Annotated in this window: 15 protein-coding genes; 9 read left to right on the top strand and 6 right to left on the bottom strand. The window is 39.8% G+C overall.

Going from position 1 to position 20,396, the window contains the following annotated elements; translation table 11 throughout:
* Positions 1 to 73 precede the first annotated feature (73 nt).
* From GM920_RS21965 to GM920_RS21955, 3 genes are read right to left on the bottom strand one after another with little or no spacing between them, the layout of a single operon-like run.
* Positions 74 to 1,057 (bottom strand): LuxE/PaaK family acyltransferase, encoded by a 984-nt coding sequence (locus GM920_RS21965; RefSeq protein ID WP_182961536.1) that lies wholly within the window; start codon positions 1,055 to 1,057, stop codon positions 74 to 76.
* A gap of 24 nt (positions 1,058 to 1,081) precedes the next feature.
* Positions 1,082 to 1,438, bottom strand: a complete 357-nt coding sequence (locus tag GM920_RS21960) for a hypothetical protein (RefSeq protein ID WP_235964608.1) — start codon at positions 1,436 to 1,438, stop codon at positions 1,082 to 1,084.
* Position 1,439: 1 nt separating this feature from the next.
* Entirely contained in the window at positions 1,440 to 3,878 is a 2,439-nt protein-coding gene (locus GM920_RS21955; protein ID WP_317171582.1) for a penicillin acylase family protein, read from the bottom strand.
* 198 nt (positions 3,879 to 4,076) lie between these two features.
* On the opposite strand from GM920_RS21955, the gene GM920_RS21950 reads away from it, so the two are divergent.
* The 3 genes from GM920_RS21950 to glgB all read left to right on the top strand — a co-directional run bounded on the left by GM920_RS21950 (position 4,077) and on the right by glgB (position 11,625).
* Positions 4,077 to 6,962, top strand: coding sequence for a TonB-dependent receptor (locus GM920_RS21950; protein WP_182961535.1), 2,886 nt, complete (start codon positions 4,077 to 4,079; stop codon positions 6,960 to 6,962).
* 182 nt (positions 6,963 to 7,144) lie between these two features.
* Positions 7,145 to 9,616 (top strand): glycoside hydrolase family 31 protein, encoded by a 2,472-nt coding sequence (locus tag GM920_RS21945; protein WP_182961534.1) that lies wholly within the window; start codon positions 7,145 to 7,147, stop codon positions 9,614 to 9,616.
* Positions 9,617 to 9,639: 23 nt separating this feature from the next.
* Positions 9,640 to 11,625 (top strand): 1,4-alpha-glucan branching protein GlgB, encoded by a 1,986-nt coding sequence (gene glgB / locus GM920_RS21940; protein WP_182961533.1) that lies wholly within the window; start codon positions 9,640 to 9,642, stop codon positions 11,623 to 11,625.
* Positions 11,626 to 11,743: 118 nt separating this feature from the next.
* Here the strand turns inward: glgB and GM920_RS21935 are convergent, their stop codons facing one another.
* Positions 11,744 to 12,271, bottom strand: coding sequence for a hypothetical protein (locus GM920_RS21935; protein WP_182961532.1), 528 nt, complete (start codon positions 12,269 to 12,271; stop codon positions 11,744 to 11,746).
* A gap of 333 nt (positions 12,272 to 12,604) precedes the next feature.
* Between GM920_RS21935 and GM920_RS21930 the strand changes: the two genes are divergently transcribed.
* A complete protein-coding gene (locus tag GM920_RS21930) occupies positions 12,605 to 13,792 on the top strand; it encodes a DUF418 domain-containing protein (protein WP_182961531.1) in 1,188 nt (395 codons plus the stop codon).
* 93 nt (positions 13,793 to 13,885) lie between these two features.
* Positions 13,886 to 15,127, top strand: coding sequence for an MFS transporter (locus GM920_RS21925; RefSeq protein WP_182961530.1), 1,242 nt, complete (start codon positions 13,886 to 13,888; stop codon positions 15,125 to 15,127).
* Between the two features lie 16 nt (positions 15,128 to 15,143).
* Here the strand turns inward: GM920_RS21925 and GM920_RS21920 are convergent, their stop codons facing one another.
* Positions 15,144 to 16,931, bottom strand: a complete 1,788-nt coding sequence (locus GM920_RS21920; protein ID WP_182961529.1) for an alpha-L-fucosidase — start codon at positions 16,929 to 16,931, stop codon at positions 15,144 to 15,146.
* A gap of 175 nt (positions 16,932 to 17,106) precedes the next feature.
* Here GM920_RS21920 and GM920_RS21915 point away from each other — a divergent pair, with 175 nt between their 5' ends.
* On the top strand, positions 17,107 to 18,192 hold the full coding sequence (locus tag GM920_RS21915) for an acyltransferase (RefSeq protein ID WP_182961528.1): 1,086 nt from the start codon (positions 17,107 to 17,109) through the stop codon (positions 18,190 to 18,192).
* 92 nt (positions 18,193 to 18,284) lie between these two features.
* Here the strand turns inward: GM920_RS21915 and GM920_RS21910 are convergent, their stop codons facing one another.
* Positions 18,285 to 18,623: a helix-turn-helix domain-containing protein gene (locus GM920_RS21910; protein WP_182961527.1), complete on the bottom strand. Its 339-nt coding sequence runs from the start codon at positions 18,621 to 18,623 to the stop codon at positions 18,285 to 18,287.
* A gap of 148 nt (positions 18,624 to 18,771) precedes the next feature.
* Between GM920_RS21910 and GM920_RS21905 the strand changes: the two genes are divergently transcribed.
* The 3 genes from GM920_RS21905 (at position 18,772) to GM920_RS23895 (ending at position 20,175) form a co-directional block, all read left to right on the top strand.
* The gene (locus GM920_RS21905; RefSeq protein WP_182961526.1) at positions 18,772 to 19,422 is read left to right on the top strand and encodes a hypothetical protein; all 651 of its coding nucleotides are present in this window, start codon (positions 18,772 to 18,774) and stop codon (positions 19,420 to 19,422) included.
* Positions 19,423 to 19,572: 150 nt separating this feature from the next.
* On the top strand, positions 19,573 to 20,040 hold the full coding sequence (locus GM920_RS21900) for a hypothetical protein (RefSeq protein ID WP_202986165.1): 468 nt from the start codon (positions 19,573 to 19,575) through the stop codon (positions 20,038 to 20,040).
* A gap of 3 nt (positions 20,041 to 20,043) precedes the next feature.
* Positions 20,044 to 20,175 (top strand): hypothetical protein, encoded by a 132-nt coding sequence (locus tag GM920_RS23895; RefSeq protein WP_262891088.1) that lies wholly within the window; start codon positions 20,044 to 20,046, stop codon positions 20,173 to 20,175.
* Positions 20,176 to 20,396: the final 221 nt, after the last annotated feature.

The raw sequence follows: 20,396 nt of genomic DNA, 5'->3' as shown, positions 1-20,396 counted from the left end.
TTTGTTTAGAACCGGGATTTTTTATGCTGTAATTTTATTTTCAGGCTATAAATGAGGGGTGTTTTATGCGCTTTTATTGAACGAGCAGGTTGCAACCTCTGATGTCTGCATTGTCGAACCTGCCCAGAACTTCAAAAGATCCGTCTGGAAACAAACGGCCTAAATCCTGAGTAGCGATAAAAGCGCAGGAGTTGAGGTTGGAAAGGTCGATGACATTAATACCGCCACTGTTTTTATTGCTGATTAGGCTTAAAGGATCGTTGGTGTCGCGCAGGTAAATCTTCATCCAAGGCGGACAGTTGAAAACACCAAGTCCTTTGGAATAAGCCTGGCCGAGTAGTTCTGTCATGCCATATTCGCTATGGATGTCGCTAACGCCAAAACCATCTTGTAGGTGCTGATGTAATTCCTCACGTACCATCTCTTTTCTTTTTCCTTTCATGCCACCGGTTTCCATCACTACGAGTTCAGGGAAATTTAGCTGATACTTTTCGATAAAGTCGAGCAGGGCGTAGGTGACACCGATTAGGATGGTCTTTTGTCCGCTGGCTTGCAGTTGTGTTAACTTTTGGTGGAGTTCCTCATGGTTGTGCAGGAAATAACCACTATCGGGATGTTTGCTATCTCTGATTAAGGCATCAACCATGTAAATTAATGAAGATCCTTCGCGCTCCAGGTAGGAAGGTAATAAGGCCAGAAAGCAGGTGTTTTCTATAGGGCCATAAAACTGTTCGAAGGCCAGCGTAAAGCTTTGATCATAGACAGAAAGGTCTGTCACCAGATGCTTACTTTGTGACATTCCTGTAGTTCCGGAACTGCTAAAAGTAATTTCTACGGCTGCTTTGCTACTCAATACTTCATGGGTTTTGAAAAAGCTGATCGGCAGAAAAGGGATTTCTTTTGAAGATTTGATAGCCTTTGGCTCCACCTTCAGGTGGGAGATATAAGCTTTATAAACGCTACAGTTTTCCGCCTGGTGTTTAAACACCTCCAGGCAGGTTTCTTCGAACTGTTCGTTATTGGAGATAGAAAATATTTGCTTGATTAAGTTCTTCACGCTGCAAAAATACACAAGATTGCTTTAGTTGGCGACCTGATTTTTATTTAGAAGGGCTTTTCTGAACTGGTAACCACAGAAACCACTTACGGCCGCTGCAAAAGCACCAAGAATGGCTGTTAGCGTTAGGACGAGGTACCAGCTTTTTACGCCGATCATTTCGGCCACGCGTTTAGCCAGGATATGATCATTAGGGATACTTTTAACGAGCGCCATTCCTGTCCAGAGTAGTAAGATGGCAAAGAAAGGGGCCCATAGGGATATTTTTGCGGTTTTGCCGATTAATCCGCAGGTAGCGAAAGCAATCACGATGATGATCCACCAAGGGAGCACCATTTGAAGGAGGAAGGAAACGATAAGGATAACTAGAAAAACCATCATTTTATTTTTTGGTTATTTTTAATTGAGTAATTATTTTGGCAGCAGGATCATTTGGAGATTGCATGAAATAAAGGTCATATAATTTCCCGCTTGCCCAGGTATCAATCATATTGTCATAGAAAGGACTTCCAGGATTTCCAGATTGACCACCAGGAAAAACGCCATGACCTTTCGGTTTTTTCCCGAGTTCGATGACCATTCTCCAGGAAGGGCCATTGGTTTCACTAAGGGCATTGATGGTCATTTTTCCACCGCCTGTTAGGAGCACCTTAGAACCGAAACCGGGGATTTTTGCCAGGTGTGGTACATTGGTATGTTTTACATTTGCCCAAGCCCAATCCATACTGATGGCGCCATACTTTCTTTCCAGACTGTCGCAAGCATATTTGAAAGCTTCATTTACGGCATCTTCTAATGTTTCTTTTGCAGGCGTATTGATGTTGTCAAACCATTTGGAATTGGGATCCTTTTGGATCAGTTGAACGGTGCGATCTCTGGATGGGAAGCGCATCGGAACATCATCCACCGTAAATTCGTCATTCCAGATGTTAAACATTATTCTTTTAGTCCAGAGGTCGAATACGCTGGCCCCAACAGATTGAGGACCGTAATATTTGTTCCATTCTGAGGTAATCCTGAACGCTTCTTTTTGTGTCGCATTGAGATCCAGCTGACTAATCTTTGGAAGGATATAAGGCAGAATGTTTTGTGCAAAGATGCTATAGGAATCTGTTTGCATGAGGCGAATACTATCGGCTGTAGCCTTGGTCATTGCAGAAAGGCGGTCGTTAATCCTTTTTCCACGCTCATACGGACTGAATTCCCAATTGATATAATAAGGATAAGTTTGATCAGTGGACGATTGATTGGCAGAGCTGACAAAGTTTCTTGGCGGGTTTTTTACAGTTGGATTTTGCGATGCAGGAATCCAGCCCTGCCAATCGTTTTTGGGGTCAGTACCATCAAGGATGAATTTTCCCTGGTCTTTCCATTTTAATGGGAATTTGCCATTTGCGGTGATGGAAATATCATTATCTGCGGAAGCAAAAGCAAAATTCTGCGCAGGGGCGGTATAATAAGTCAGGGCATTGCGATAATCGTTGTAGTTTTTACCTCTGTTTAGCAGATAAAATGTTCTGAGCTCATTGGATTTTTCATGTGCGATCCAGCGAAGCGCGTTTCCAATGGGTACATTGGCGGCTTTGGAGAAGTCTTTCGGTTTTTGCAGGTAGACCACAGGTCCATGATGGGTATAGAATACCGTATCAACTTCTGTCTTTTCTCCAAGGATTTTGATTTTTTCCAGGCGGGTGCTGGTATTGTTCCATTTGTTGTTGTACCAATAGCTTTTATGGCTGTTGTCTTTGAATTTGATCTGGTAGAAGTCGAGGACATCAGCGGCTACATTCGTGACACCCCATGCTATGTTTTGGTTGAAGCCGATGATAATTCCTGGCGCACCGGGAAGGGACACGCCATAAGCATTTAGGCCGGGTGCATGAAGTTGGATCTGGTACCAGATGGAAGGTAAGGTCAGGTCCAGGTGAGGATCATTGGCTAGGATAGGAGATCCGGAAAGCGTTTTTGCACCGGATATTGCCCAGTTGTTACTACCAATTCCTTCTATTTTCTCCTGTGTTTTGATATTTGCGGTATTCATTTCTCCAAATGCAGCAGGAGGTGCTGGAATTGGAAGGGGCTTGAAGTCCCATTTTGTACCTACTGGAATAATTGGGTCTTCTTTGAAAGGGTAATCCGGGAACAGGTCTTTTACGACATCAGTGCCAAATTTCTTCCTGATATTGGTCATGTAAAACTCGTCGGAGCCCATGGCTAAAACAGCCGACATTTGTTTTAACAATAACGCACATTTCAATGGTGTCCAATCTTCCGGTTTAAAGTCTAGTATTTTGTACTCTAAAGGAAGGCTTGCGGAGTTTAGGCTGTGGATATAAGCGTTGATCCCTGCGGTGTAGGCAAGGACCATTTCTTTAGATTTTGGGTCGGCCATCATGCCTTCCATAGATTTTTCAGCTCCGTAAACCATACCCATTCTGCGTTGGTAACGGTCTAATTCTATGGCTTTTTTACCAACTACTTCCGATAATCTTCCGGCGGCATAACGTGTTTGGAAATCCATTTGCCATAAACGATGCATGGCAGTGACATAACCTTGGGCATAATATACGTCATGGTCATTTTTTGCAAAGATATGAGGAATCATGCGGTCGTCAAACGCAATGTCTACATTTTGAAGGGTTCCTTTTAAGGCTAGATTTGTCTTTATGGCCGTCGTTTTGCCTTCGGCATTTTGCCAGAATCCAGTGAATGGATTGAGGAATTTTAGCAATGGGGGAGTATTTCCAAACTTTGTATTCAAGGCATATGCGAGTAATATGGGGATAATCACGCAAACCAAGGCTTTTATTTTATTCATCATGCTTGAATTAAATGTACGGCTTTATGTTGTCAATTAATTGGAATTGATTTTTATGCTTTTGCAATTTAACATAAAACTTAATTCATTTGAAATGAAAATATGATTTCGCCAATTAAATTGTGGACAAAATAGCGTTTGGATAATTAAAAAAATGTATTAATTTTAAGATAAATTAACCAACTATAAATTCTCGATAGTATGAGCAAAACTTTTACAAAAACGATCCTCACGTTTTTATTGCTGTGCATGACTTCCGTATTTGCACAGGCACAAAATGTGATCATTAGTGGAACAATAACAGATAAAACCACGAAGGAACCAATACCAGGTGTTGGAATTACCGTTAAAGGCACTACTTCAGGCACAGCAACAGACATTAATGGAAAGTACAATTTCAGTACTTCTCAGAAAGCTCCTTTTATTATCGTAATTTCTTATGTAGGCTATGCGCCGATTGAAAAGCAGATCACGGGAAACGTATCTAAACTGGATGCGGCGCTGGAGCAAGTAGGTATTTTAGGGCAAGAGGTGGTTATTTCAGCTTCGCGAACCCCGGAGCGGATTTTGGAATCTCCGGTTTCCATAGAACGCATGGGGGCTACGGCAATCAAAGAAGTAGCGGCACCTTCATTTTATGATGCCTTAACCAATTTGAAAGGTGTGGAAATGAGTACGCAGAGTTTAACTTTCAAATCTATCAATACGAGAGGGTTTAACTCTAATGGAAATACGCGTTTCAACCAATATGTGGATGGAATGGACAATCAGGCACCGGGGTTGAATTTCTCCGTGGGTAACATCGTTGGGATCAATGACCTTGATGTAGACAATGTAGAGCTTTTACCAGGAGCTTCCAGTGCACTTTATGGTGCTGGTGGAATCAGCGGTACCATGTTGATCACCTCGAAGAATCCTTATGATTATCAAGGTGCTAGTTTTCAATTTAAAAGCGGGATCAACCATGTGGATGATGCGACTTCCAAAGTACAACCTTTCAATCAGCTGGATGTTCGTGTAGCCAAAGCATTTAACAACAAGTTTGCGTTCAAGGGAAGTTTCTCTTTCCTGCAGGCAGAAGATTGGCATGCAAATAATTACAGCGATTTTGATCGTGCTGCGCGAAAATTTAAAGAAGGTACAAGAGAGACTGACCCTAACTATGACGGGATAAATGTATATGGAGATGAAGTCAGTCAGAATATGAGAAATGTGGCTCAGGCTGCGGTAAATGCGGGTACTTCCGGCTTTATACAACAGGCTTTGGGTTTACCAGCGCCACCTACTGCTGCTCAGATCGCAGGATTTAAAGCTAATCCCGCTGGATTAACCGCTTTAAACACTTTCCTGGGAACTGACCCAAGGTTTAGACCTTTTGTGGCAGGATTAGCAAACAAAGCCTTACTTCCGGATCAGGCAGTGTCGAGAACAGGTTATGAGGAGCTGAATTTGGTGGATTATAAAACACAATCTTTAAAAGGTTCAGGTGCCCTTCATTATCGTTTTACACCAACAATCGAAGCGATTGCGCAAGCGAATTGGGGAACGGGAACGTCGGTTTATACAGGATCTGACCGTTATTCGCTACGTAATTTCAGTATTGGACAATTTAAATTGGAATTAAAAGGTCAGGATTTCTTCCTGAAAGGATATACCACGCAAGAGCGTTCAGGTGATTCTTATATTTCTTCTATTTTGGGTAGTTATATCAATGAAACCTCTAAAAAATCTACGGATTGGTTTCCTCAGTATGTTGGAAATTATGTAGGTGCCAAAGCTACAGGTTTGACAGATGCACAAGCACATGCTGCCGCAAGAGCGGCTGCGGATGTAGGTAGATATCAACCGGGATCTCCTCAGTTTGAAGCTGCAAAAGAGAAAATCATGAACACGACGATTGCCAGTACAGACTTTAAAAATGGTACTTATGGCGCGAAGTTTAATGATAAAACCAATTTATACCACTATGAGGGAATGTACAATTTCTCTAATGCGTTGAAAAACGTAGTGGAATTACAAGTAGGTGCTTCTTATCGTATGTATCAATTGAGATCTGGTGGTACTATCTTTGACGATCTTGACAAAGGAATTGACATTAATGAATATGGTGCTTTTGCGCAGATCGGAAAGAAACTTTTAGATGACAAGTTAAAGTTGACCTTTTCCGGACGTTATGATAAAAGTTCTAATTTTGATGGTAGGTTTACGCCAAGGATAACCGGTGTGTTTACCGTTGCACCAAACAACAATATCCGCGTATCTTATCAGACAGGCTATCGCAATCCAACGACTCAGAATCAGTACATAGATTTATCTGTGGGTGGTGGTTCACAGCGATTGATTGGTGGATTGCCAGCTAGCTTAAACAAATACGAGTTATTGCTGAACAAGCCCTTTACTGATGTGAGTTACCGTGCGTTTTTAGCTTCTGCTTCTGCAGGTACACCAAATCCGGCATTGCTTCAGGCATATGATTTTGACCCGAAAGGTGTTCGTCCGGAAAGTGTGCAGTCTTATGAGTTGGGATACAAAGGATTGTTAGGGCCTAAATTCATGATTGATGCTTACGCTTATTACAGTATTTATAAAGATTTTATTACTGCAGTTGATGTTTATCAAGGTAATAAAGATGGTTCATTCACTAAGTTTGGTGTTCCGGTAAATGCCAAAGGGGAAGTTAAAACTTATGGTGGTGCTATTGGTCTTGATTATTTAATTGGTAAATATAATTTGAGTGGTAACGTGTCTTACAATAAGCTAGATCGTCTTCCAGAAGATTATATCAATGATTTCAATACACCTGAGTTCCGTTACAACCTTGGATTTGGTAACCAACAAATCATCAAAAACGTGGGTTTCAATGTGAACTGGCGCTGGCAAGGTAAATTCTATTGGAACTCCTCTTTTGCTTCCGGAGATGTACCTGCTTTCAGCACACTTGATGCGCAGGTTAACTTGAAAATACCTTCGGTGAATTCTATGATCAAGATTGGCGGGTCTAACGTATTGAATAAATACTATTTCACTTCTTATGGTAATCCTTCTGTTGGAGCGCTGTATTATGTGTCGTACGTATTCAATCCATAGGCTCTCGTTGAATATAAAGTCGAGAAACCCTGGCAGAAATGTCGGGGTTTTTTATGCGCTAAGCTTTTAGGTGCCAATCTGAAAGCCATAAAAGAATCCTTTGGTTTTCCTGTAAATTTTAACAACCTTAGTTGTACAAAATACACGATCTATCAATCTGCTCATTTACTTAAACGATTTTCATGGAAGAACAACGCGAACAAGGGAAAGAAATAAAAGAGGAGGATAAAATTCCCGAAATTGTTGAAGAGACCATTCAACATTTAAACAATCCGGTTACCGATATAAAACCTATTGTAAAGAAATATTTGTCTGCAGTGCAGAAGGTCAAGAAGGAAGGGAATAAGTTCTTTTTCTCTGATGGGGATGCCCGGGTAGAAGTGAGGGTTGTGAGCGACGAAATTATTAGAGTAAGACTGGCACCACATGGTGTTTTTCTAGATGATTTCTCTTATGCTGTGCCTGTGGTGGATCAAAAGGTGACAACTTTTAAAATAACTGAACAGGAGGATCACTATGCGATTTCAACAAATACCATTACTTGTAAAGTTAGGAAGGTAGACTTTGAGATCTCTTTTGTAGAGAACCTCAACCAAATGGTGATGAGTGAAGATGAAGCGCCAATGCATTGGGAGGAAAATGTAGAGTTTGGTGGTTATTATGTGTATGCAACAAAGAAATGCCACTCGGAGGAAAACTTCTTTGGCTTAGGAGATAAATCAGGTAATATGAACCTGAGAGGACGCCATTTCCAAAATTGGAATACCGATGCTTATTCTTTTGGATGGGATCAGGATCCTTTGTATCGTACAATTCCTTTTTACATTGGTGTAAATCAACAGGCAGCTTATGGTATTTTCTTCGACAATACTTTCCGTTCTTACTTTGATTTTGGTAAAGAAGATCAGCAGAAAACCAGTTTTTGGGCAGATGGTGGTGAATTGCAATATTATTATATCCATGGGCCACATATGATGGACGTGGTAAAAAGATATCAGACATTAACGGGGACGCATCCTATGCCTCCAAAATGGGCCTTAGGATACCACCAATGTAGGTGGAGCTATTATCCCGAAAAGAAGGTAAAAGAAATTGCCGATGGTTTCCGTTCCAGGAATATTCCTTGTGATGCCATTTATCTTGATATCGATTATATGGATGGCTACCGCTGCTTTACCTGGAATAAGAATTACTTCCCCGATCCTAAGCGGATGATCAGGGAGTTGGCAAATGATGGTTTTAAAACCGTCGTAATGATTGATCCTGGAATTAAAGTGGATGATAATTACTGGGTTTTTAAAGAAGGTAAGGAGCATAATTATTTTTGTAGAAGGAGCGATGATTATTTCATGGAGGGCCATGTATGGCCTGGTAGATGCCAGTTCCCTGATTTCACTAACCCTGTAGTCAGGGAATGGTGGGGTAATTTATACAAGGAACTGGTTGATATTGGTGTAGCTGGTGTATGGAATGATATGAATGAGCCTGCGGTATTTGGCGCAGGGACTTTTCCGAATGATGTAAGGCATAATTTTGATGGATATAGAGGGTCGCATCGTAAAGCGCATAATGTGTATGGGATGCAAATGGTCCGTTCTACCTATGATGGCTTGAAGAAGTTGATGCGCAATAAACGCCCTTTTACTATAACCAGAGCTGGATATTCTGGGATGCAAAGGTATGGATGCGTGTGGACAGGCGATAATGTGGCGACCTGGGAGCATTTGAAAATGGGTAACATCCAGTGTCAGCGGATGTCCGTTTCCGGAGTCCCTTTTTGTGGAACAGATATTGGCGGTTTTAGTGGCGAACCAGATGCGGAATTGTTTACTCGATGGATTCAGTTGGGTACTTTTTCTCCATTTATGCGCGCACACTCCGCTGGCGATACTGCGGAAAGAGAACCATGGAGTTTCGGAGAGCCTTATACCAGCATCAACAGAACTTTTATTGAATTGAGGTATCGGTTAATGCCTTACTTATATTCTGTGTTCTGGGAGCATCATCGCTACGGTTTTCCGATTTTAAGACCATTGGTCATGTTGGAGCAAGAGAATGTAGGGAACCATTACCGCCAGGATGAGTTTACTTTTGGGGATAAAATACTGGTATGCCCGGTATTGGAGCAGGGAGCAACCTCCCGTATGGTATATCTTCCTAAAGGGAAATGGTATAATTTCTGGACACATGAGATTCTGACCGGCGAAAGTGAACACCTGATTCAGGCTGCTTTAGACCATATGCCGTTATTTGTTCGTGCAGGTGCGGTAATTCCTGAATACCCAGTGATGCAATATGTAGGAGAGAAAAATATTGATGAGGTTTTGCTCAATATTTACTATTCAGATTATGAGGTGAATTCCTTCTTCTTTGAGGATCATGGAGATACTTTTGCCTATGAGCAGGATATTTATTCAGAGAAGAAGTTTAGTGTAAAAGGAGACCGGAATAAATTGAGCATAGAGCAGAGTGCAACCGGACTCTATACCCCAAATTATGAATTGTATGATTATACAGTGATCGGCATTCCATTTAAAGTGACTAAAATCACAATAGATGAAAAGGATGTTAAAGATTATTATATAGACGAACGCAATTGTTTACGGTTCAAATCCAACAAGAATTTTATGACAGTAAAGATATATGGTGAGTAAGGCAAAAAACTAAAACTATTTCCATGAATGTACCAATTAAGAGCAGTTCCAATAAAAAACATGATGATAAAGTAGCGCCGACAGTAGGGCAGCAGGATAGCAGCGTTTGGGTACATAGTTTATTTACTGATTTTGATGTTTCCTTATTTGTAACAGGGAAACATTTCCGACTGTATGAAAAAATGGGGGTTCATTTGCTGCGGGTTGATGGCAGGGATGGCGCCTATTTTGCGGTTTGGGCTCCAAACGCACAAAAAGTGAGTGTGGTTGGGAATTTTAACCAATGGAATGCTGCAAGTCATCCCTTGAACAAAAGATGGGATGCCTCTGGTATCTGGGAAGGTTTTATTCCTGATTTACAAAATGGAGAGGTTTATAAATACGCAATCAAAGGTTTTGATGGGGTCGATATTCAGAAAGGTGATCCTTTTGCACGTCATTGGGAACACCCTCCACGTACGGCGTCCGTTATCTGGGAAGTGGATTATCGATGGAAAGATAAAAACTGGTTGAAAAAACGACCTAAGATAAATGCTTTAAATCAGCCGTTATCAGTATATGAGTTGCATTTGGGCTCCTGGCAGAGGGATCCTTCAGAACCTCAGCGGGTGTTGACGTATAAGGAGATTGCAAACAGTTTGATTCCTTATATTTTGGATATGGGCTTTACGCATGTCGAGCTGATGCCGATCATGGAATATCCTTATTTCCCTTCCTGGGGCTATCAAATTACCGGGTATTTTGCGGCGAGTTCCAGGCATGGAACTCCGGAAGAGTTGATGTACCTGGTGGATGAACTTCATAAAAATGATATAGGGGTGATTTTGGATTGGGTGCCTTCTCATTTTCCTGGGGATGCACATGGTCTCTTTCATTTTGATGGTACTCATTTGTATGAGCACGCAGATATGAGGAAAGGTTTTCATCCAGATTGGAAGTCATACATTTTTAATTATGATAGAAATGAGGTACGATCTTTTTTGATTAGCAATGCGGTATTTTGGATGGATAAATTCCATGCCGATGGGCTACGGGTAGATGCGGTAGCTTCTATGCTGTACTTTAATTTTTCAAGAAAGGCAGAGGATGCGGCAACAAATGAGTTTGGCGGACCAGAAAATTTAGGGGCCATACAGTTTTTGAAAGACTTGAATGAGGCCGTTTACGGTAATTTTGAAGGAGTTCATACCATCGCAGAAGAGAGCAGTACTTATCCTGGAGTAACACATCCGGTAAAGGATGGCGGATTGGGTTTCGGTATGAAATGGATGATGGGTTGGATGAATGATACCTTAAAGTATTTTAAGAATGATCCATTGAATCGGAGTTTTCACCACCACCAGCTTACTTTCAGCATCACCTATGCCTTTACGGAGCGATTTATGCTGCCTTTCTCTCATGATGAGGTGGTTCATGGAAAGTCTTCCATGATTTATAAGATGCCTGGTGATGAATGGCAGAAGTTTGCCAATCTACGCCTTTTATATGCTTATATGTTTACACAACCGGGAACTAAACTGCTGTTTATGGGCAATGAGTTTGCACAAACGCATGAATGGGATTTTAAAAGTTCTTTGGATTGGCATTTGTTGCAGCATGCTCCTCATTTGGGGATGCAGAAAGCCGTCAGGGCACTAAATAACCTATATCGTAGCGAGCCTGCGCTTTATGAGCATAGTTTTTCAGCTGAAGGATTTGAATGGATTAATGCCGATGACACCAATAATTCGGTTTATGTTTACCAGAGAAAAGGACTTAAAGCGAAAGATACACTGATTGTAATTTTGAATATGACTCCGGTGCTTCGCGATAATTACCGGATCGGGCTCCCTTTTAAAGGGAAATGGAAAGAGATCTTTAATACAGATGCCGAGGAGTTTTTTGGTAGTGGAAAAGGAAATGATGGGGTTTTGTTTCTACCTGAACCCTTAGCCTGTCATGGCCGAGAGTATTCGATTCAATTACAACTACCGCCTTTGGGAGCCGTCGTATTGAAGCAAGGGAAATAATACGAATAGCCGTCATTACTGGCGGCTATTCATGCTTTTAAGCAAAATTGTTCTTGTTTTTTAAAAGATCCTAAAAAGTATTATGAATTAATTTTGGCCTTTCAATTCTGTTTCTTCTTTAGTCTGGTGACTGGAAGTTGTAGATCACTTGAGAAGTTAATCTTTTTTTATCTTTTAATCGCTCTAAATTGTCATGTAGGGCACTTTTGTCTTCGATTCCGGTACTGTTTAGTAGCGCTTTTTTATAGAATTCATTAGCTGCTTCCCATCTTTTATCTTGTTCTGCATACATTCCCATTTGTTCATAGATGCAGCATTTGCAAACACCTTTTGTAGCTAGAGCCTGACTGAAAATTTGCTCTGCTAATCTAGGCATTTCTAATGTGGTCAATAAACGCAGGTAGGGCAGGTAGGTATCCGGAAACTCCGGTTCTAACTCGATACATTTCTTGTAGTAATAACCAGCAGTCTGATAATTTTTAAGTTTATCCTGATATATATTTCCCAGACTACAATATGCTCTTGCGTAATCTGGATCAGTTTGAATAATTGCATTTAGTAAATGAAGGGCCTTTGGTGGCTCTCCGAAGTTTAATTCTTCTAGAGCTTCCAAATACTTTTCTTCGGTGGTATATAAAATGTCCATAAGGAATCGTTTCGTTTTTAATCCGAAAAGAAAATTCGGGGTGGTATTGAATTATTGATTTTAGTATTGGCTGAATATCAGCGGGGGATGACTTTATATCCCGGATAGAAAAGCACATTCCATGCCTATCCGATGCAGGCAAGCCAAGGGGCTGCTGCTTGTAAATGGGATATGTGGGTACTTTAGCATGGTTTCTTATTTTTACAAAGATAAGGATATGTAGCTTAATATCAAAACGTTTGGTTTTTCTAGCCGGAAATCAGGGTTTGTCAGACATAAAATATAAATTTCTTAGATTTAGGGACACATTTTTGAAACCAAACTTATATTTAAATGAACTTGTCTAATTCTAGTCCAGGGCTAAGCAATAGAATTCATGTCGTAGATGCTTTTAGAGGATTTGCCGTGATGGCCATCTTTTTAGTGCATAATATTGAACACTTTATTTCGGGAATCTATCCGGATGCAGGAGCACAACCGGATTGGCTGAATATCCTGGATAAAGCGGTATTTAGCTTCACATTTTCTCTTTTTGCAGGAAAAGCTTATGCCATATTTGCGCTTCTTTTCGGTTTCACTTTTTCTCTTTTGTTTGCGAAACAACAGGCATTGGGAAAGGATTTTGGCTACCGGTTTTTATGGCGTCTGTTACTACTTAGCTTATTTGCGTCCTTAAATGCGTTGTTTTTTCCTGGTGGCGATGTTTTGCTTCTTTACTGTATTGCAGGGATTGTCTTATTTTTTGTGAGAAAACTAAATGATAAAACGCTATTGATATTGGCAGTGCTGTGTTTGCTTCAACCGATTGAATGGTATCATTATGTGAGAAGTATACTTGATGCAGGCTATACTTTACCGGTAAAACAAGCGGATGCACTATATGGGGAAATTGGGAAGGTAGTTGCGAGTGGCAATCTTTGGGAATTTTTTAAAGTGAACGTGACCACCGGTCAGAAGGCCAGTTTATTATGGGCAATTGAAGGTGGAAGATTCATGCAAACCATGGGCTTGTTTATGTGTGGTTTGTGGATTGGTAGAAAACAATTATTCCTGAATTCTAAAGAAAGCCGAAGCTTTTGGTTGGCTGCTTTAATCATTTCCGCCATATCATTTGCGCCATTATATGAATTTAAAGTAATCATGATGGATAAAAACACGGATGTGATTAGTAAGTCCACAGTGGGTGTAGTGTTGGATATGTGGTCTAAATTTTCATTTACATTGGTGCTGACCGCTTCATTTATGCTCTTGTATCAAAAACTTAAATTTAGAAACCTGACTTCCTCGCTGATTCCATATGGCCGGATGAGCTTGACTAATTACGTGAGCCAGTCGATTCTGGGCGCTTTAATTTATTTTCCATTCGGGCTATCCCTGGCTAAAACCTGTGGGATAACGCTGAGTTTGGTTATTGGAATTGTTGTTTTCCTAGCCCAGGTACAATTTTGTAAGTGGTGGTTAAGCAAATATAAACAAGGTCCTTTGGAAGGACTATGGGCAAGAGCAACCTGGTTGAAGTAACCAGGAAGGCTTATGATTGGATAAAATTGAAATTATTTAATTGGAATTGTTACATTAGAATAGATTTCAACCAATCAACCAACCATTACCTAAATGACCACCACCATTAAAGAAAAAAGCGCTTGGGCTTATTTGCTCAGCGCACCAGTAATTGTAGCCTCACTTGGGTATTTTGTAGACATCTATGATTTACTTTTATTTGGGATTGTAAGAATTCCTAGCTTAACTGAACTTGGACTTGATGAGGCTGCACGTTCTGTAGAAGGTGCCAGTATCATCAATTGGCAGATGACAGGATTACTGCTTGGAGGAATTTTATGGGGTGTTCTGGGGGATAAAAAAGGCCGGTTATCCGTTCTTTTCGGTTCAATTATCACTTATTCTATTGCAAATTTTGCCTGTGGATTTGTGCAGGATGTTTTTGTATACAAGATTCTGCGATTCATTGCAGGAATAGGTTTAGCAGGGGAACTTGGTGCGGGTATCACACTGGTTTCTGAAAGTTTACCAAAGAAATTAAGAGCTTTGGGAACTTCCCTGGTGGCAGGCGTAGGATTGTTAGGTGCTGTAGTGGGGTATTTCACGGTAGAGTTATTTAGCTGGCGGAATGCTTATTTTATTGGCGGTGGTATGGGGATACTTTTGTTGTTCCTGCGTATCGGAGTTTTTGAATCCGGTATGTTTCATGCGATGAAAGCCAAGCAGCAACTGAGTAAGGGCAATTTCTTGTCCTTTTTTACTAAGAAAAGTAGATTGATTTTATATTTGAAATGTATCGGGGTAGGCTTGCCGACTTGGTTTGTGATTGGAATTTTGGCCACTTTTAGTAATGAAATTGGTAAAGCTTTACATATTTCCGAGGCTATAAAACCAGGATTAGCAGTAATGTGGTGTTATGTTGGCTTAGCAGCAGGAGATTTGGTAAGTGGACTAATCAGTTATTGGTTGGAATCGAGGCGTAAAGCTGTAGCCTATCTGATGCTATTTGCAGCTATTGGGAGTCTGATTTTTCTGTATGGAGGGATTTCAACCACAAAAGGATTGTATGCAATGTGCTTATGGGTAGGATTTGGAATCGGGTATTGGGCGATGTTTGTGACCATCGGCGCGGAGCAGTTTGGGACAAATGTTAGGGCAACAGCAGCCACCACTATTCCAAACATGGTGAGAGGAACAGTGGTGCTGATGACAACCGGTTATACTTTTTTAAAACCGCATGTAATGGAGTTAAATGCGGCGGCAATTATCGGTGTCCTTTGTTTTGGAATTGGCTTTTATTGCATTAAAAATATTCCTGAAACTCATCATAAAGACCTGGATTTTGTAGAAGACTAAAGCTAAAGGGCTGGATTTATCTAATGGGCTGGAAGATTACTGATTTCAACTTAAACAATTCTTTTGTGTTGCTTTCGGGTCTTAGATTCAGGGTGTATATTCCTGGTTCTCGTACAGTAACCGTGGCTACAGGGTGCTTAATGAATAGCAACGGTTTAGATGAACTGTATTCTGAAGTTCTTAAGGTTTGAAACTTATAGGTTTTATGATCAAACTCCATAATTCCTTCTTGTTTGGCACTTTCCTCTGGACAAGCATATTCCAGCTGTACTTTATAATCGCCGGGTTCTGTGATGTTAAATTGAAAAGTCACCTGATCCTTTGGTTTTACCATACCCGTTACGCAGGGTGTATGCTTCCAGTCCCCAAAATAATGACTATAGGTTAAAGTTTGGATTTTTGCCGCTGCACTTGTTTTTGAATGGATGATTTCGAGCATATTGTTATCGTAGGCAGCAGAAACCGTTGGAACTGAGTTTAAATACCCATCATTTAATTGACCATTAAAGCTAACTGTAATTACTTCATGATAAGGTTCCACTTTTGTAGGGAGGTTCAGGTAAAGAATCTGGTCTTTGATTTCATATTTCAATCGGGTATTGCTGTTAAGCATGGCAACATTTGTTACAGTCGCGTTGATTCCTGGAACCCTGATTTTTCCATTTTTTGGTGGATTTAGGATATGCAGGTATAGCTTCCCTGGTTTAGAGGTACTGACCCCCCATGGTTGCGCAGGAACAAGTCCATAAGTGCTTCCGTAAATACTTTCTCCGTTTTTCTCTAACCATTTACCAGTTTCTCTAAGGTATTTTTCCGAATAATATGGAATGTTTCCTTCTCCATCAGGTCCTATGTTTAGCATTAAGTTTCCTCCTTTGGAAGCCACATTAGCTAACAACTGAGTGATTTCTTCTGGCGTTTTGAAATTCATATCATGACTGATATAACCCCATGAGTCGTTGTGTGTGTAAATCGATTCCCAAGCGCCTTTAATCGGTGTTGCCGGAACCTCAGAATCTCCGAAAGTACGGTAATCCCCTAATCCTTGACCCACACGACTACTAAATAGACTTTTGGGTTGTAGCGCATGCATTTCATCTACTAATGCCTGTGTTTGTACTTTAGTTAATCCCCCTGGCATATCAAACCACACAATTCCTAGATTGCCATAATTGCTGAGCAATTCTTTTAGCTGCGGGATAGATTTTTCTTTATAATATTTCAAATAGTCTTTGTCGGCTTCTTTAAAGTCCCATTTGTTACCACCACCATTGGGTTCGTGCCAATCCAGAAATTGAGAGTAATAGAAACCAAATTGAATGCCCCTTTTTCGGGTGGCATTGGCCAATGCTTTCATTGGATCTTTACCATATGGGGAGGCTTTTACGATGTTAAAATCACTTACTTTAGAATCGTACATCGCAAATCCTTCATGGTGTTTCGCTGTAATGACCATATACTTGATCCCGGCATCTTTTGCAAGATCTGCCCAGGCTTCTGCATTGAATTTTTGTGGATTAAAGCTTGCTGCAACTTTCTCATAAGCCTTAGCAGGAATTTTTGCCTGGTGCATCAGCCACTCCCCGCTACCATAATAATCTTTATTGTCCCAAACTCCTGCTAGCTTGGAATAAAGTCCCCAATGAATAAACATTCCAAATTTAGCATCCTGAAACCATTGGGTATTCGGATTTTCCTTTCCGACTGCATTTTTATCCCATCTTTCGATGTCTTGGGCCTGGGATATATAGATTGTGGAGAAAAATAAAAAAAGGTAAATACTGATTTTTCTAAGCTTGTTCATATTTGGATATTACTTGATAGTTAGTTGTTTACTAAGATAAGACCCCTAATTTTTTATAGTTATTCGTTTATAGCCAATGATTAAACGCTTTTGGCAAGAAGTTGCTGTTTTTGAGCAAAGCTTGATAGTTTGCGTTAATTGGTTTAGGTTTATCCTCCCAAAGTAGCATCAGGATATGGAAGACCAATTAAAAACAGAGCAAGCGATATTGAAGAACAAGGTGAAAATTAACTGGCTGGACTTACTGAAAGTTATTGCCGTTTTTATGGTTATTGTAGCGCATGCCAATGATTGTATTATTTTAAATCAGGATGGTAATTTTAACTTCGAGTGGGGAACGTATATCGGTTCTTTGTATCGGTTTTCAGTTCCTCTATTTGTGTTGATTTCAGGGGTTTTACTGTTGCCAACCAAACTCAATACTATTGAGTTTTATAAAAAGCGGCTTTGGCGGATCCTTCCTGCATTACTGTTTTGGGGGGTCGCTTATGTGATATTCGATGGTCTGGTGCTGAACGCTAAATCATGGGATAAAATGTGGCTGGACATCGTTCGTTTACCACTTAGTTTTGGTGATGCTTCACCTCATTTGTGGTATTTATACATGTTGGTGGGCCTATACCTGATCATTCCTATCATTTCTCCATGGGTTGCTAAAGCGACAAAAAGAGAGTTAGAATTGGTACTAGCTATCTTTATTTTCTCCACTTTTATCCCTTATCTGAAATTTCTAACTGGATTGGCTTTTGGTGTGTGCGATTGGAATGAGTTTCATTCGTTCTACTATTTATCTGGTTTTATTGGCTATTTGTTAATGGGCCACTATTTGTATACTTACTTGCCAACTTGGAGTTCGCTGGTAAAAAGATGTACTGGTGTTGTCTTATTTCTAACCGGTTATGGCATCACTTATTACCTGACCATCAGCGTACCTTTTTCAATTCCAAATATTGAAATGGTATGGTACTACTGTTCGCCAAATGTTTTTTTGGAGGCAGTGGGAGTGTTTTTAATGATCGAAGGCCTAGAACTTAAAAACGGAGTTTTTACAAGTGTCATACAAGCCATTGCTAAATATTCATTTGGAATCTTTTTAATTCATTATTTTTTTATAGGTGTGATTTTCAGGTATCTTGCTGCTAAGTTTGACCTTCATCCTGGATTGAATGTATTGGTATCTTGTTCGATCACCTTAATGGTTGCTTTTGGAACAGTATGGTTACTGACGCGTATTAAATGGATGCGAAAACTACTCCTCTAGCCTTTAAAGGTTTGTCATAGCGTCTTCGATAGGGTAATTTAATCTGCTGATTTTCTATCGAAGAAACGCTAAAGCGGGTTAAAAAATAAATTCTATTTGTTCTTTTTCCGGCTATCAATTAATCTTTTCATCAATTCAATAATTAATTTCATATCACTATTGTTTTCGATATCATAATTGTGCTCCATATCATACCCGCCAGTGATATTTTGTTGACCTAGTTCAGGGTCTAGTTTTTTAAAGAGACTGTGTTTAACATTCAGAATTTTTCCTATTCTTAATAATAACTCATCTCCCAGGATGGTTTGTTGTTCCATTTTTGAAACAGCTTGCTGGCTAATTCCCAGTGCTTTGGCTAATGTGGTTTGTTTCATTCCGTAATAGAGACGAATGCGGCTCAGGTTTCTTCCTATATGGGGTTTATTCTTCATTTTGTTAATGGTAAAGTTATTAAAGTTTCTTTCGTTTCTGTTGAATTGAGTAATTGTAAAATACAACCGGCTCAAAGTTAATCACAACCTCCTTTTATCCCGTTTTTTAGTTCGTTGTGTTTACTTTTGATTAATTAAAACGTGAAATATGACAGTTATTGCTAAGAGGAAAGAAAAAGGATTAAAAACCACCTATTTAAATTTTGATTTAATCTATTTTATCCAATTGAAAAGGATAGCTTCCCAGTTTTCGCAGGAAGAACTTTCCTTTTTAATGGGTAGGAAGAAGGGATTCATTGCGGATCGGGAAGCATTTAAACTAAATAAGGAATTATGGTTAGGGGATGTTTCTGCGATGGCTAAGATATTTGATTGTCATACGGTTGATTTCTTTAGGAGCATAGATGGAAGTCCCAAGGAGATTAAATTATGGGCTGTACAATCGAAACATAAGGACTATATACAATATAAGGTATTCCAACTCCATGAAGATGAGCCTATGGTAATGTTGTATATGTTGAATGAAGTTGATCCCTTGAAGCGGCATGATGAAAATGAACAGGCTACTTTTCGATACCATGCGAGGATTGAGCTTAGTCATTTAATGATGGAGGGTTTCTTTGATGTTGGGCCCAAGACACCATTGGAAATTTTTAAGGTGTGTAGAATGAGGGCAGGTCATTTGATCAAAGCAGGTTTTCTGGAGTTGGCATTAGCGGAATATTTGGGAGAAGTTGAGGGACAAGCATTAAAAAAATATAAGCATAGAGAAATGGGCTATGTGTATGAGGTTCAGTAATATTAGTTCCATAAAAGGGGGGAATAAAAAGAGATTTGCGTAATTTTTTAATATTTTAGTAAGGTCTTATCTATTAACTGTATAGTTGGATGATGTTCAAAAAATAACCAAATTGAATCTAAAAACGTGTACCCTTAAACTAAAAACAATATGAACCTAAAAGTTGGCCTGATTATCCTTACTTCAGCGGTGATTCCCGTGTTAAATTCTGTGAATCCTTTTGATAAGCATACAAAAGAATTACCCATTCAAGGAACCTGGCAATTGGTGTCTGGAATAACCATAGAAAAGGGGAAGTCTACATTTACTGATTATAAAAAGGACATGAAGCAAATCAAGATTATCAATGGAAGTCACTTTGCTTTTTTTAACCATGATTTGAAGATGGGAAAAGATCCGAAACCTGTTTTTGTAGCAGGTGGAGGTAAATATACCTTGAAGGGAGATACGTATACGGAACACCTGGAGTATTGTAATTACAGAGAGTGGGAGAATAAGACCTTTAAATTTAAGCTGGCTATGAAAGGAGATACTTTAATTCAAAGAGGATTTGAAAAAGATGAAAAAATAGGGGTGGATCATGAGATCATTGAAAAATACGTGAGGTTGAAAGATTAATATATGAATTTAGGAGACCTTTCAAATGCCAGGTTGTGTAGCCAAAGAATTCATGCTAAAGTTGATGTTTCTGGCCCTAAAGACATTGTAGCCTGGATGGGAGTCATCCAGGCACAGGATTATGCGAGGGAGTAAGGAGATAAACATCGCAATATTTTTTATATCAAAGCATTTGGGCTATCTTTGGTTTAATGAATCCCATTAGGCATATCAATCATTTCCGATATAATCTCCTCGCAACACAATTGCGTAGGTTATCGGTTGTGTCTTGCCATTTTTTATCTCTGCAATATCGTTTGGGAGATTCTTTTCTTAAAAGTAGTAAGGACTTTATTAAGTAAGCCCCAGCCTTTCTG

Origin of the sequence: Pedobacter gandavensis (genome assembly GCF_014172405.1) — a bacterium.
Classification (GTDB): domain Bacteria; phylum Bacteroidota; class Bacteroidia; order Sphingobacteriales; family Sphingobacteriaceae; genus Pedobacter; species Pedobacter gandavensis.
This window is presented reverse-complemented; position numbering and strand designations above follow the sequence as displayed.